This window comes from Streptomyces cavernae (genome assembly GCF_004023625.1).
Lineage (GTDB): Bacteria > Actinomycetota > Actinomycetes > Streptomycetales > Streptomycetaceae > Streptomyces > Streptomyces cavernae.
On sequence record NZ_RPDJ01000033.1, the window covers coordinates 1 to 13,527 of the forward strand.

Sequence of the window (13,527 nt, forward strand, 5' to 3'; positions counted from 1 at the left end):
CCCGCGCGGACGACGGGAATTTGACGACAGGACCTAGAGCGCAAGAAACGAAGGCTCGCCATGACCGCACCTCTTCAGACCCCGGCTCCGCGACGATCCGTGCGCCGGAGCCCGCTCGCGCCGGCCCGACGGGTCGTGGCGACGGTGTTCGCCGCGCAGGGAGCCGCGGTGGCCGCGGTGGCCACCACGGTTCCCGCCGTCAACGAGCGTCTCGCGCTCTCTGCGCTGACGATGACCGTGCTCGTCGTGGCCGTCGCGTTGAGCGCGGGCGTCGGCAGCTTCGCCGGACTGGCCGTGATCCGACGTCTGGGGCTGGTCGCCGCCATGCGGGCCTCCGTCGTGGCGACCGCCGTGGCTCTGCTGCTGATCGGCTGGGCCCCCGGCCAGGCCACGGTCGCGGTGGCCTACGGGCTGTTCGGCCTGGCGCTGGGGTGCATCGACGTGTCGGCGAACACCCAGGCGGCGGCCGTCGAACACCACTATGGCCGGAGCATCTTCGCCTCTTTCTACGCCGCCTGGAGCACAGCCGGCGTTGCGGCCGCTCTGCTGACCGCGGGCACGGCTCACCTCGGCCGGCCAGTCGAACAGACCCTCACCGTGCAGGCCGCGCTCGTCCTGGCCCTCGCCCTGACCGTCCGCTCGCACGCGCTCCCCACCGATTCACCACTTGCCGTGTCCGGCCATGGGGAGTCCGTACCTGCCGTGTCCGAACGGGGGGAGTCCGCCGTGCCCGGCGGCCGACTGTGGGCCAGACTCGCCCCGTTCGGCTTCGTCCTGCTGGTCGCCTACGTCATCGACTCCACGGTCTCGTCGTGGTCGACGCTCTACCTGCACCAGACCCTGGACGCCGCACTGTCCGTCGCGCCCCTGGCTTATGCGGCCTACCAGGCGGGCACCGTCACCGGGCGGTCCTGCGCCGACCACCTCGTCCGCAGGATCGGCCCGGCTGCCGTGATCCGTGCCGCCACCCTGCTCACCGCCGCGGCCCTGGCCGGCTTGGCAGCCGCCCCCGCCTGGCCGTACGCGGTCCTGGCCGCCGCGTGCACCGGGCTCGGGGTCTCCGCGCTCGTCCCCCTGTGCCTCGCCTCCGCCGGACGTCTGCGACCGGGGGCGACCGAAGCGGTCCTGGCCCGTATGAACGTCTTCAACTACCTGGGCGTGCTCGCCGGCGGGGCCGCCAGCGGCGTCCTCGGATCCACCGGCCATTTCCGACTCGCCTACGCGATACCTGCCGCGCTCGTCCTCGCGCTCCTGGCGACCGCACGATCCTTCAGCCACCGGTCCGACCCGTAGGCCGCAGGTCCCGCGTCGTTCACAGCAGCCGGCGCAGCAGCCGCTCCTTGAGGTCGGTGAAGGGCGGGTAGGCGAGCCGAAGCACGTCCGGGAACAGCGGCTTGTCCAGGACCGCCTTGGCGTGGCTGAAGGTGTCGATGGAGTGCTCGCCGTGGTAGCGGCCGAAGCCGCTTTCGCCGACGCCACCGAACGGCAGGCCCGGGACGGTCAGATGGGCGTTGGGGACTCCGAACGACAGTGCGCCGGAGGAGGTCTCCGTCGCCAGTCGGCGCTTGCTGCCGGCGGAGGCGGTGAAGGCGTAGAGGGCCAGGGGCTTGTCCCGTTCGGTGATGAATGAGATGGCGCTGTCGAGGTCGGGGACGGCGACGACGGGCAGGACGGGCCCGAAGATCTCCTCGTTCATCACCGGGGCGGCGGGGTCCACGTCGGCGAGGACGGTGGGGGCGATGTAGCGGCTGTCGCGGTCGTGGGCGCCGCCGACGACCGTGCGGCCGTCCTTCAGGAAGCCGACGAGCCGGTCGAAGTGGCGGGTGCTGACGATGCGGCCGTAGTCGGGACTGGTGGCGGGGTCGTCGCCGTACATGTCGCGGACGGCCGCCGTGAGATGGGGTTCGAGCGCGGTCGCCGTCTCGCCGACGGCCAGGACGTAGTCCGGGGCGACGCAGGTCTGGCCGGCGTTCATGAACTTCCCCCAGACGACGCGGCGGGCGGCGGTTGCCAGGTCGGTGCCCGGTTCCACCACGGCCGGGCTCTTGCCGCCCAGTTCCAGGGTCAGCGGGGTGAGGTGGCGGGCGGCGGCGGTCATGACGATCCGCCCGACGGTGCCGTTGCCGGTGTAGAAGATGTGGTCGAAACGCTGCTCCAGCAGGACCGTCGTTTCGGGGACACCGCCCTCGACGACGGCCACGGCCTGCTGGTCGAGATGGAGCGGCAGCAGCCGGGCGAGGGCGGCGGAGGTGGCGGGGGCGAGTTCGCTGGGCTTGACGACGGCGCAGTTGCCCGCGGCCAGCGCGCCGACGAGTGGTGCCAGGGCCAGCTGGACCGGGTAGTTCCACGGGCTGATGATCAGCACCGTTCCCAGTGGCTCCCGGACGATCCGGGCGCGGGCGGGCGCGAGCGCCAGGGGTACGCGGGTGCGGCGCGGGCGCAGCCATGAGTTCAGGTGGGCGAGCGCGTGATCGATCTCGTTGACGGTGAAACCGATCTCGGTGGTGAACGCCTCCACGGGGCCCTTGCCGAGATCGGCCCGCAGCGCGTTCTGAAGTTCGTCCGCGTGCTCGGTCAAGAGACTCCGCAGGGCTTTCAGCTGGGCGCGACGCCAGGCCACGGGTTTGGTCCGCCCGGTCGTGAAGGTGGCGCGCAGGCGGGACACGGTCGTCGGGACAGCGGTCGCGGGGGACTCGGCGAGATGCGGCACGGGACATACCTTCTTTTCAGCGTCCGCTCGGTCCGGCCCGAGCGTGAAACGGGACATGTCCCGTGCGCCGTCGTCGGGACGCCGCACGGGACCGGGCACTACTGGACCACCGTCATGGGCCTGACCGAGCAGGGGAGACGGTGCTTCGACTCGACGCCGGCCCGAGGCCGGTCCGCCACCACGCCGTCAGCAGAACTCCAATACCGGCGCCGTGGCGGTGAGGGCGTCCGCGGCGGCGAGGTCGAACTCCCCGTGGTCACTGCCCAACCCCTGTGCCACCAGCGCCGCCGCCGCACAGCCGAGCACCGCGCACTCCCGCAGGGTGCGGCCCAGACCGAGTCCGCGCAGGAAGCCGGCCGAGAACGCGTCGCCGCAGCCCGTGGTGTCCACCACGTCGACCGCGAAGGCCGGGACCTCGAACACCTCCTCCGCGGTGACCACCAGAGCACCGCGCGGGCCCCGGGTGGTGGCGACGCAGCCGACCCCTTCCGCGAGGAACCTGCGCGCGCCGTCCTCCAGCGTGGCCGCGCCGGTGAGCCCGAGCACCTGCTCCTCGTTGGGCAGCAGATGGTCCAGATACGGCAGGGCGGGCGCGATCCAGTCGAACAAGCCGCTGTCGCCGGAGGCGAGCAGGTCGGCGGAGGTGACCACACCCGCGGCCTGCGCGGGACCGAGGATCTTCGCGGCGGCGTCCCCGCCCATCAACTCGGGCGCGCCCAGGTGCAGATGGGTGGAGCCGGCGATCTCGCTGTGCGGGGCGTCGTCCGGACCGTAGGCGATGTTCGCTCCCAGGACGTGGAAGGCCGGGCGGCTGCCGTCGGCGCGGATGGGCAGCACCGACGCCGAGGTCTGGGTGTCGTCGCGGCGCAGGACCAGAGAGGTGTCCACGCCGTGCGCTGCCAGCATGTTCAGCAGCAGGTCACCGATCGGGTCGGTGCCCACCGCCCCGGCCGTGCGCACCGCCGCGCCCAGCTTGGCCAGCGTCAGCGCGGTACCGGCCGCCGCACCCGCCGGGCTGAACCGGATCTGGTCGACCAGCACCGCACCCTGCCCCTCCGGGATGGCCTGGACGGGCCGGACCTGCACGTCGAACACGTGGGCGCCGAGGGCTATGACTGTCTGGCTCATCAGGGGCTCTTTTCCTCGATGGGATGGGTGGTGCCGTAGCCGCGTCGTATCGCGGCGGCGATGACGGCGGCCTGCTGGTCCTCGTCCAGGACCCGTGGTGTGCCGAGGGAGGCGGCGCGCAGGTAGAGACCGCACGCCCACTCCAGCAACAGCGCGTTCTCGACGGCCTTCTCGAGCGTCGGGCCGTACACGACGGCGCCGTGGTTGGCCATCAGCGCCGCCGACCTGCCGTCCAGCGCGGCCAGGACCTGTTCGGCGAGTTCCGGGCTGCCGAAGGTGGTGAAGGGGGCGACCCGTACGGGGCCACCGAGCGCGAGCTGCTGGTAGTGCACGCACGGGAGCTCGTCGAGAACCAGGGACAGGGCGGTGGCCTGCGGCGAGTGCGTGTGCACCACGGCGCCGGCGTCGTACCTCCGGTAGATCCCGAGATGCAGTCCGAGTTCGGAGGTCGGCTGGAGGTCGCCGTCGACCACGGCGCCGTCCGAGCCGGTCACGGTGACCTGTTCGGGGGTGGCCTGTCCGAGGACGACGCCGGTCGCGGTGACCGCGACCCGGTCGCCCGTCCGCACGCTCACGTTGCCCGCCGTGCCGATCAGCAGGCCCGCTTCGGCGAGGCGGTGACACGCCGCCGCCACGGAACGCCGCTGCTCTTCGAGGAAGTGGTGCGCCTGCGCCATGTCAACGCGCTGTCGTCGAGTTCTCGGAACGGAGCAGTGTCTCGAGGTTGGCCATCGAGGTCCGCATACCGGCGCGCATCGCGGGCTGCTGGATGCAGTCCAGCAGGAGCCCGAGGGGGCCGAGGCCCATGGTGTACTCGACCTGGTAGGTCATCTCCGTGGCGTCCTGGCCGTCCGGGCCCTTCACGGCCTGGAACTCGAAGATGTTGGTCAGAGCCCGCAGAGGGGCGAAACCGGTGCCGGTGTCGACACGGCGCTTCATGGGCTCGATCTCCCGCACGGTCCACACCGAGTGGGTCCGCAGCGGGCCGAGGGTGCGATTGTGCTCGGCGTAGGTCCTGCCCACGGTGGCGATGCCGTGGTGGTCGGTGACCTCGATGGCACCGGCGACCCATTCGGCGTACCGGTCGGTGCGGGAGACGACCTCCCAGACCCGTTCGACGGGGGCGTTGACGACAGCCTTCTCGGCGACGACGTACTTGTTCACGACCACGTTCTCTTTCTGCTCGCGTGTCTTGTACTCGGATGCACAGTTCACAGTTGCTCAGCCTTCGCGGAGCAGTTCGGTGGCGGCGTGCTTGCCGGAGCGGACCGCGCCGTCCATGAAGCCGTTCCAGTGCGGGGAGAACTCGGCGCCCGCCCAGTGCACCCGGCCGAACCGCCGGCCCATCCACTCCCCGTAGCCGGTGAGCACTCCGGGTGCGGCGACGGAGGTGGGGCCGCCCTGGGTCCACTGCTCGGCGGTCCAGTCCTGCTCGACGTAGTCGACCGTGTCGAACGCGCGCTCCCCGACGACCCGGGCGAAGCAGCGCAGCACCGCGCCGCGCCGCTCACGGGCCGGGCGGTGCGCCCACCTGCGCCATTCCTTGCCGCCGAGGAAGCCCATGAGCACGCCCGGTCCGCCGTCGGGCGGGCTGTTGTCGAACATCTCGCGGATGGGCGACCCATCGCGCAGCAGGCCCATCCCGGACAGGCCCTCCGCCCGCCAGAACGGCTTGTCGTAGACGGCCACGCACTTCATGAGCGTGCCGAACGGCAGCCGCTGGAAGAGCTGGTCCTGCTGCGGCGGCAACAGCGGATCCCAGACGATCCTGGAGGCCAGCAGCGGCGGAACGGCCACGACCACCCGGCCGGCCCGCCAGTCGCCGGCGTCGGAGATCACGGTGACTCCGTCGGCGTCCTGGCTGATGCGACGCACCGGCGCCGACAGCCGGACCCGGCCGTCGAGTTCCTCGGCCAGCCGCTGCGCGAGCAGTTGTGAGCCGCCGACGAACCGGCTGTCCTGGGCCCCGCCTTCCGTGCCCGTGCCGCGCTCCATCGTGCCCGGATGCGTCTCGTCACCGAACGTCGAGACGTACCAGAGGCTGAACAGCGCGGACGCGTCGCGCGCCTCACCGCCGTACGCGGAGTTCAGAAAGATGTTGACCAGGTCGACGCCGGCCCCGGTGACCTCCGCCTTGCGCAGCCATGTCTCGTAGGTCATGCCGTCCAGCTCACGTGCGTTCGGGGCCCGCCACGGTGCCGTCGGGTCCACCTTGCCCGCCGCCTTGGCGATGCGGGCCAGGGCGATGCCCATGTCGGGCAGGGCGAGGAGGTCCGGGGGAGTGCTGCCGGAGAACCGCTTGGCCCTGCCGTCGTGCACGTACACGTTCTCGCCGGGGACGGTCGCCCCGTACGTGGCCACGCCGAGCTCCTTGGCCAGCGTCAGGACGTGGTCCTGGGTGGGACCGACGAACTGTCCGCCGATCTCGGTCACCTGTCCATCGCCGAGGTCGTGGTTGAGCAGTCGGCCACCGACCCGGTCGCGAGCCTCCAGGACGGCGACGGACTTGCCGGCCGTGACGAGTTCGCGCGCCGCGGCGAGTCCCGCCAGACCCGCGCCGACCACGACGACGTCGGCCTCGTTCCTCCGGCGGCCGTTCGTGGGCGCACTGCTTTGTGAACCGGTCATGGTGACTCCTGGGTGATGTCCGGCACGCGCGTGGCGAGCGCCGCACATGAGCTCAAGTCGATCAACGCGAGCGGCAGTTGAGGCCCCTCTTCTTCCCTCTGATCGCGGCCCCGTTTCCGAAGGGCCGAAGGGAAACTACGCATTTGCCCAGGTGGCGCGAAACGCCCGTGGCGGTCACAGAGGGGGCTTCAGCGGCCATCCGCTTGGCCAAAGGGCAGGTGCGGTTCCCGCCGGCCCACTCGTCCTGCGCATGAAGACCTCGTTGCAGGCCGCCTCACCACCCTCCCGGGCGCTGATACTGGCCGGGCGTTCGAGGGTCTGGGGGCAGGGCAAGGGTGGGCTGGACGCTGCCGGGCGGGCGGGCTGACGGGGAGGGGCCAACGGCGGACTGGACAGTGCCGGGCGGGTTGAGGGGCGGGGGCGACGGTTGATTGGACGGTGCGGGGCGGGCTGACGGGGCGGGGCGACGGTTGATTGTGGAGTGCCGGGCAGGTTGAGAGGGCGGGGCAAGGGTGGACTGGACAGTGCCGGGCGGGCTCGCCGCCGGGCTGCTGATTGCGGCCGTGACCGGCGTCGGCGCCGCCGCGTACGCGGTGCTGTCGCTCGTGAGTTCCGCGGACGTCGCCCCCGACTGGTGGCTCGGGCTCACCTGCGGCACCGGCGGACTGCTCGGCGGCTACCGTGGCCGAGCAGGTAGTGGGCAAACGCTCGCTGCACGCCCTGCGCTGCGCCGCGCGCCACCTCCAGGTCGCACCCGAAGAGCTCGCCGTCGTCGGGGACGACCCGGAACTGGAGATGGCGATGGCCCGCCGCGGCGACGCCCTCGCCATCGCGGTGGCCACCGGCATCCACGCGACGGACCGCTTCACCGCACTGCCGCCGGAGCAGAGCCCGCACATCACCATCGACGGCGTCGGCAGGCTCCCCGACCTGCTCACGCGTCGAGGATGACCTCCTGAACTGGGATGCGGCCGGCCCGGCCACGCCTGGCCGGGGTGGGCTGGCATGTGCCGACTGCATCCCGGGCAAGGATGTCGACGGCGTGCCGACCGGCTCAAGGGCATCGAGTGCCGGCCGGACGCCGTCTCTTCCGCCTGCAGATCGTCGTGGCGTGGCCGAGCCGGGCTCAAGCGACGGCGAGGAAGTGTGTCACAAACACCCGGTCGCTTTGACCGCCCCTTGAGTGCGTCCCGGCGCGGTCTTCGGGCGTCGTGCTGGGGTGCCTATGCGGATGGTTGCCGCCCCGGCCGTCGGGGACGCAGGACGACTTTGCCGGTCGTGCGCCGGGCGAGCAGGTCCTCGTGCGCGCGGTGGGCCTGAGCCAGTGGGTAGCTGGTGGTGGCCACCGGGTTGAGCTTGCCCTGCGCCATCAGGCCGAAGAGTTCGTTGAGCGGTTCCTTGACCGCCCCGGGTGCCGCCAGTGTGGGCCGCAGCCAGAATCCGACGACTGAGGCGTTGAGCCGGCTCAGGCGGCCGGGGTCGAGGGGAGTGAAGCCGCTGCGGGAGGCGTTGCCATAGCTGACGAGTCGGCCCAAGGAGGCGAGGCTGTCCAGAGCCCGGTCGAAGAGTTCCCCGCCCACCGCGTCGAGGATCACATCGGCCTTCATGGTCAGCGGGTAGGTGGCGATGCCGTCCGCTCCCAGCTTCAGAGCCAGTTCCTCCTTGGCCGGTTCGGAGGCCTGTGCCAGGACGCGGCCCGCGCCGAACTGCTTGGCCAGTTGCACGGCGAGGCTGCCCACGCCACCGGCCGCCGAGTGGACGACCACGGTCTCACCGGGCTGCATCCGGGCCGCGGAGCGCAACAGGTGCCAGGCGGTCAGCCCTTGCGTCAGCAGGGCAAGGGCGTGCCCGGCGTCGAGGTCGTCGGGGATCTCCACGAGGGCGGACTCCTTGGCGAGTACCTGCTCCGCGTAGCCGCCCGACACCCGGGCAAGGACACGGCGGCCGTCCGGCGTGCGCCCCACGACCTCGCTTCCGGGCACATACGGCAGCATGTCGGCGTCGAGATAGGAGCCGTCGATCTGGTGGGTGTCCGCGAAGTTCACGCCGGCGGCCTCCACGGCGACCAGCATCTGGCCCGGTCCCGGCTCGGGAACGGGCACGTCGACGACGGTGAGCACTTCGGGACCGCCGAAACGGTCAAACTGAATGGCGAGCATGGTGCACGATTATCGCCGTGTCCGGTGACCTCGTGGTCGCGGTCTGGGCGACTGACGTCGAGAGATGGGCAGACACCCGAAAAGCAGCGGGTCCTGGCTGCCGTGGCCTGATCCGGTCAAAGGGGCAAAGGGCTGAAGCGTCGTCTCCGCAGGCCGCCACTTGTTCGATGGTCGCTGCACCCGGTGTGTGGACGAGGCGATCGCACGGCGCACCACGTGGGTGAAGGACGTGCCGGACACCGAGTGCTTCGACCCCTGCGGCGTCACAGTACCTGTGTCCCGAGGGGAGCTCGGCGGACGTGTGGTCCACCAGCGAGGGTTCTTCCGGCGACCGGGACGGGACGCGGACCTGCGGGGACGCCGCATGATGTGAACGTCCGGCTCGCCGTGACCTCCGCCGCCCGGCCCAACAGCGGCTTTGTGCGGCGTTTGCGCGCCCGTTGAGCCTCTCACCGGATGATGGCCGCAGGCCGGGCCCGAACGGTGGGCGACAGCGAGCGATGGAAACGGGTACGTGGCGTGGGCAGTGAGTGGCTTCGCAAGTTTGCTTCCTTCGACGGGGACCGTGCGTCCGCGGGCCGAGTCACCCTGGTGTGCTTCCCCCATGCGGGCGGCGCGGCCAGCACCTACGTGCCGCTGTCGCGCGCGCTGGCGCCCGACCTCGACGTGCTTGCCGTGCAGTACCCCGGCCGCCAGGACCGCAGGCTGGAGCCGCCTGTCGCCGACATCGGCGAGCTCGCAGACGTCCTGGCCACCGAGGTGCACCGCGAGCTGCAGGGCACCTACGCCTTTTTCGGTCACAGCATGGGAGCCGTGCTCGCCTACGAGACCGCCCGCCTGCTGAGGGACCGTCGAGCCGGCGGTCCGACGCGGTTGTTCCTGTCGGGCAGGCGGGCACCCACCATCGATCCCAGCCCGCATGACCGGATGTTCACGGACGCCGACGTGCTGGCGGCGGTGCGCCGCCTCGGCGGGACCATCCCGGCGGTCCTGGACGACCCGGACGTGCGGGACATGGTCATGCCCGCGCTGCGCGCCGACTACCGGGCGGTCGGGACGTACTCGTGGCGGCAGGGCAAGCCGCTGGACATACCGTTCAGCGTCTACGTCGGCGACAGCGACCCGGTGGCGACCGTCCAACAGGCCGCCGCCTGGCGCGACTTCACCACCGCGACCACCACCGTCGACGTCTTCACCGGTGGACACTTCTACCTCGATGCCCACCTGCCGGCGATCGCCAAGGCCGTCACCGACTGCCTGGCGGGCACCGCCTCGTCGACGGCATCCACTCTCTCCGCCCCGTAACCGGGCCGGGCACCGCCGGACACGACGGCCTCTCCTCGCAGTCGGCGATCAGCATGTGCGCTGCGAAGAGCAGTTCTGCGCGGGCGCGGACTCGCACCTCGGCCGGCTGAGCGGCCGCTTCACGCGCGTCGTGCGGGGCCGGGGCGACCAAGGTGGTGCCATCCGTTGCGGAGCAGCTGTTTCGGCTGGGCGACGCCACCGCTGGGCGCACTCGGTGCGCGTGCACCACGAGCCCAGCGATACTCCCCCCGGAACCTGTCGCGCGGGGACTGCCTGGCGGTCCGCTCGCCCACGCTTCCTGCGTACGAGTACGCCATCCGCGCGCCTGGTGCCCTTGGGGTCCTGCACTATGCCCGCCCGGGGCGCGTGGTCTGGCACCGCTCCCCCAAGCTCTCGGCTGCGCTCGAGCAGGGGGCACCCCCATCCAGGGCTCTCCGGCGCCTGGCGATGCTCCCCCACAGCCCGAAAGGCGTGGGAGGTGCCCCCAGCACCAGACCACGCGACCTGATCGGACGCTCATAGTGCAAGGACCCCTTACCCGCGCGCACGGCATGGCGTGCTGCCACCCGCGTCCGCCGCCCGCGCCGAGACCTCCGGCAACCGCAGACGGTCCCGGCTCAGCACCCCGCAGTGCCCCACCGGGGTGGGGCGGGCGGCAGCGACCCCTGCACGGGCCCGTGCCCCTCCTCCCGGCCCCGTCCCCGCGCACCGACATCTGCGCACCGCTCGTGCGCCTGCGGGGTGGCGGGCCCGGCTGCCTTGCGCTGTGGGTGCGCCGGCCCCGAGGTGCGCCGGGAATTCCTCGTGGTGAGTGCCATGGCAGTCGGCGCCGTGCACCGCCTTGTCCGAGGTTTGTGCGGGGTTGGACCGCCGTCCTGCACTCTGGGCACTGACTTGTGGTGGATGTGCGGCGCAGCAGGATCGCCGGGCATGTCGCCTTGGGGCCTGAACGTACGGGGGTACCAGGTGGGGGATGCGATGCAGTTTCGATTGCTCGGTCCGATGGAAGTACTCGACAACGACAGCACGGTCGGACTCGGCGGCATCAAGCAGCGTGCCACGCTCGGCTTCCTGCTCCTGCAGGCGAACAAGGTGGTGCCCACCAGCCGGCTCCTGAACGCGCTGTGGGATGTGGACGATGCCCCGGTGACGGCGCGCAAGATCCTGCAGAACGCGGTCTACGGGCTGCGCGGCGTGCTGTCGTCCGCACACGGCTCGAGCGGCGCCGCGGGCACGGCGCTGCTGACCCGACCGCCCGGCTACATGATGCGGGTCGATCCCGAGCGAGTGGATCTGCACCTGTTCCACACCTGGGTCGGCCAGGGCCGGGAGAAGCTGGCCGAGGGCTTGCCCGAGCAGGCCGCGGCGTTGCTGCGTGACGCGCTGGCGCTGTGGCGCGGGCCGGTACTGGCCGACCTGGTGGAGAAGGGTGTCGTGTGGCCCGAACTGGCCGCGGTGGAGAACACCCGCCTCGATGTCATGGAGGACTACGCCGAAGCGCAGCTGGCCTGCGGCCGGCACCACGAGATCCTCGCGGAACTGGAGACGATGGTGCGGGCCGAGCCGCTCAGGGAGCGCTCGTGCGGTCAGCTGATGCTCGCCCTGTACCGGTGCGGCCGGCAGGCGGACGCGCTCACCGTCTACAGCCGCGTACGGGCCGTTCTGGTCGACAGCCTGGGCCTCGAACCGGGCCGCGGTCTGCAGCGGTTGCAGCAGCGGGTCCTCGCCCAGGACCCGGAGCTCGCCGTGGACCGTGCGCCAGTCCGGCTGCTCGGCAGCGCTCCGGGCGGCGACGGCGCGGGTGAGCGCGTCAGGCTCACCGCTTCGTCCGGGGCCACCCCCGCGCACACGCCGCCGCCCGCCGTGGCGCAGACGAGCCGGCCCACGGGCGAGGCACCGGACGCCGGCGTCGCCGAGCGGCGGACGATCAGGGAGCGCTGCCAGGTCGGCGTCCTCGCCGTACGCACCTGTGTCGCGTCCGGCCGCGGCGAGGACGCCGACCGGGAACGCGACGACCTCCTCGACGGGGCCGCACTGCTCGTCAGGGAGCAGGTCGAGCGTTTCGGCGGCACCGTGACCGCTTCCGTCGGTTCTGTGTCCGTGGCCCTGTTCGGGCTCGACGACCCGCACGAGGACGATGCCCGTCAGGCTGTACTCGCGGCCCTCGCGATCCGCGACGCCCTCGACGCGGCGGCCGGAACCGGCGCGAAGACGGAACGATCGACGGCCCACGCCGCAGTGACCATGGGTGAGGTGCTGCTGCGCAGGAGGGGGTGGGGCGAGGCGCCGATCGTCGTCGGCGGGGCCCTCGACGAGTCCCAGAAACTGCTCGGCGACGAGCCCGCGGGCGAGGTGCGGGTCAGCGACGCCGTCCGCCGCGCCAGCGAACACGCCGTCCGCTACCGCCGCCGTGACACGCACAGCGGGAGCTGGCTCGCCCTGGGTGTGCGCACCGATGGCCACGACGGCGCCGAGTCCGCCGACCTCACGGTCGAACTCGACGTCCTGCGCGGCCTCCTGAAGCGCACGCAGCATCGCGCCGTACCCCATCTGGTCACCGTCCTCGGCGAGGCTGGCACCGGGAGGAGCCGGCTGCTCGGTGAGTTCGGGCAGTGGGCCGTCGAACAGGCCGACGCACCGCTCGTCCTGACGGCACGAGCCCTGGCGGACTGCGACCACTTATCGCTGAACGTGCCGGGCCACCTCCTGGCGTCCTATTGCGGCATCACACCCGAGGACGACGAGACCACCGCTTTGGCCGCTCTGGAGCGCGAAATACGCACCCTGTACCTCTCCGACCCGGCGGTGGAACAGCGACTGCCCCGGCTGTGGGCCCTCATCGCCCGCGGGGGCCTCGATGCCCGCCTCGGACCGCTGTACCCGCGCGACGTACTGGAAAGCTGGCGGGACTTCCTCCAGGAGGCCGCGCAGCGACGCCCCCTCGTGCTGTGCGTCGACGACCTCCACCACGCCTCGGACACGGTTCTGGACGCGGTGGAGGACCTCGCCGAGTCCGCCGGTGCCGGACCGCTCCTCGTGGTCGTCTCCGCCGGGCCGGATCTGCTGGCCCGCAGGCCCTCCTGGGCCGGCGGCCAGAGCCACACCACGACCGTCACCCTTGACCGGCCCGAGCGGCTCACCAACGAGCAACTGGTGGAGTTCCTGCTCTCGGCAACGCGCAGCGAAGGCTCGCAGAGCATGAGCGGCTGACGCGCCGTCGCCGCCCACCGGCATCTGGCGAAAGACGGTGCCGGGAACTCCTCACCCACACACTTCCGGTGAGTCTGACGCGGCCTTCCGCCCGGCCGACACCCCGCCGGACGTCTCCCTCGCGCCCGGGGCGGAGTAGTCCGGGGCCGTTGCAGGACTGCTGCTCCCCGCCGCGATGCCGCCATCAGGGCGAGCCCGGACGTACAAGTTCGACAATCGCGTCGGTGAACTGACGGGGTGGTCGTCGTTGCCGTTCCCGCGCCGGCCGGCGAAGTGCGGGCCGGGGTGCCGCAACCGGTCGAGGGCTGTCCGAGTAGCCGGTCATGAGGCGGCTTTCGTGTCCGCGTGTGACGCCGGGCGGCGATGTTACCGATCACCCTGCTGCTC

General features: G+C 71.8%; 10 protein-coding genes. 4 read left to right on the forward strand and 6 right to left on the reverse strand.

Annotated features, from left to right (window positions below; translation table 11 throughout):
* Positions 1-60 precede the first annotated feature (60 nt).
* Entirely contained in the window at positions 61-1,293 is a 1,233-nt protein-coding gene (locus EF387_RS35125) for an MFS transporter (RefSeq protein ID WP_128380650.1), read from the forward strand.
* Positions 1,294-1,312: 19 nt separating this feature from the next.
* Here the strand turns inward: EF387_RS35125 and EF387_RS35130 are convergent, their stop codons facing one another.
* The 5 genes from EF387_RS35130 to EF387_RS35150 form a co-directional block, all read right to left on the reverse strand.
* Positions 1,313-2,710 (reverse strand): aldehyde dehydrogenase family protein, encoded by a 1,398-nt coding sequence (locus EF387_RS35130; protein ID WP_238431872.1) that lies wholly within the window; start codon positions 2,708-2,710, stop codon positions 1,313-1,315.
* Positions 2,711-2,896: 186 nt separating this feature from the next.
* Positions 2,897-3,838, reverse strand: a complete 942-nt coding sequence (locus EF387_RS35135) for a carbohydrate kinase family protein (protein WP_128380652.1) — start codon at positions 3,836-3,838, stop codon at positions 2,897-2,899.
* Complete coding sequence (locus EF387_RS35140; RefSeq protein WP_128380653.1) at positions 3,838-4,515, reverse strand: class II aldolase/adducin family protein; 678 nt, start codon at positions 4,513-4,515, stop codon at positions 3,838-3,840. The genes EF387_RS35135 and EF387_RS35140 overlap by 1 nt, the downstream gene beginning before the upstream one ends.
* Position 4,516: 1 nt before the next feature.
* Complete coding sequence (locus tag EF387_RS35145) at positions 4,517-5,053, reverse strand: SRPBCC family protein (RefSeq protein WP_238431873.1); 537 nt, start codon at positions 5,051-5,053, stop codon at positions 4,517-4,519.
* Positions 5,054-5,059: 6 nt separating this feature from the next.
* On the reverse strand, positions 5,060-6,466 hold the full coding sequence (locus EF387_RS35150) for a flavin monoamine oxidase family protein (RefSeq protein ID WP_128380654.1): 1,407 nt from the start codon (positions 6,464-6,466) through the stop codon (positions 5,060-5,062).
* Between the two features lie 681 nt (positions 6,467-7,147).
* On the opposite strand from EF387_RS35150, the gene EF387_RS35160 reads away from it, so the two are divergent.
* A complete protein-coding gene (locus EF387_RS35160; protein WP_128380655.1) occupies positions 7,148-7,417 on the forward strand; it encodes an HAD hydrolase-like protein in 270 nt (89 codons plus the stop codon).
* Positions 7,418-7,689: 272 nt separating this feature from the next.
* Here the strand turns inward: EF387_RS35160 and EF387_RS35165 are convergent, their stop codons facing one another.
* A complete protein-coding gene (locus EF387_RS35165) occupies positions 7,690-8,625 on the reverse strand; it encodes a quinone oxidoreductase family protein (RefSeq protein WP_128380656.1) in 936 nt (311 codons plus the stop codon).
* Between the two features lie 591 nt (positions 8,626-9,216).
* Here EF387_RS35165 and EF387_RS35170 point away from each other — a divergent pair.
* Positions 9,217-9,930 carry a thioesterase II family protein gene (locus tag EF387_RS35170; RefSeq protein ID WP_238431874.1) on the forward strand — a complete coding sequence of 238 codons (714 nt, stop codon included), beginning with the start codon at positions 9,217-9,219 and terminating at the stop codon, positions 9,928-9,930.
* Between the two features lie 978 nt (positions 9,931-10,908).
* Positions 10,909-13,140, forward strand: coding sequence for an ATP-binding protein (locus tag EF387_RS35175; RefSeq protein ID WP_128380657.1), 2,232 nt, complete (start codon positions 10,909-10,911; stop codon positions 13,138-13,140).
* Positions 13,141-13,527: the final 387 nt, after the last annotated feature.

What these genes read in the sequence shown, in the direction of transcription:
- EF387_RS35135 (WP_128380652.1), bottom strand. Translation starts at nt 3,838, where the DNA reads ATGAGCCAGACAGTCATAGCCCTCGGCGCCCACGTGTTCGACGTGCAG.
- EF387_RS35125 (WP_128380650.1), top strand. Translation starts at nt 61, where the DNA reads ATGACCGCACCTCTTCAGACCCCGGCTCCGCGACGATCCGTGCGCCGG.
- EF387_RS35165 (WP_128380656.1), bottom strand. Translation starts at nt 8,625, where the DNA reads ATGCTCGCCATTCAGTTTGACCGTTTCGGCGGTCCCGAAGTGCTCACC.
- EF387_RS35175 (WP_128380657.1), top strand. Translation starts at nt 10,909, where the DNA reads ATGCAGTTTCGATTGCTCGGTCCGATGGAAGTACTCGACAACGACAGC.
- EF387_RS35140 (WP_128380653.1), bottom strand. Translation starts at nt 4,515, where the DNA reads ATGGCGCAGGCGCACCACTTCCTCGAAGAGCAGCGGCGTTCCGTGGCG.
- EF387_RS35150 (WP_128380654.1), bottom strand. Translation starts at nt 6,466, where the DNA reads ATGACCGGTTCACAAAGCAGTGCGCCCACGAACGGCCGCCGGAGGAAC.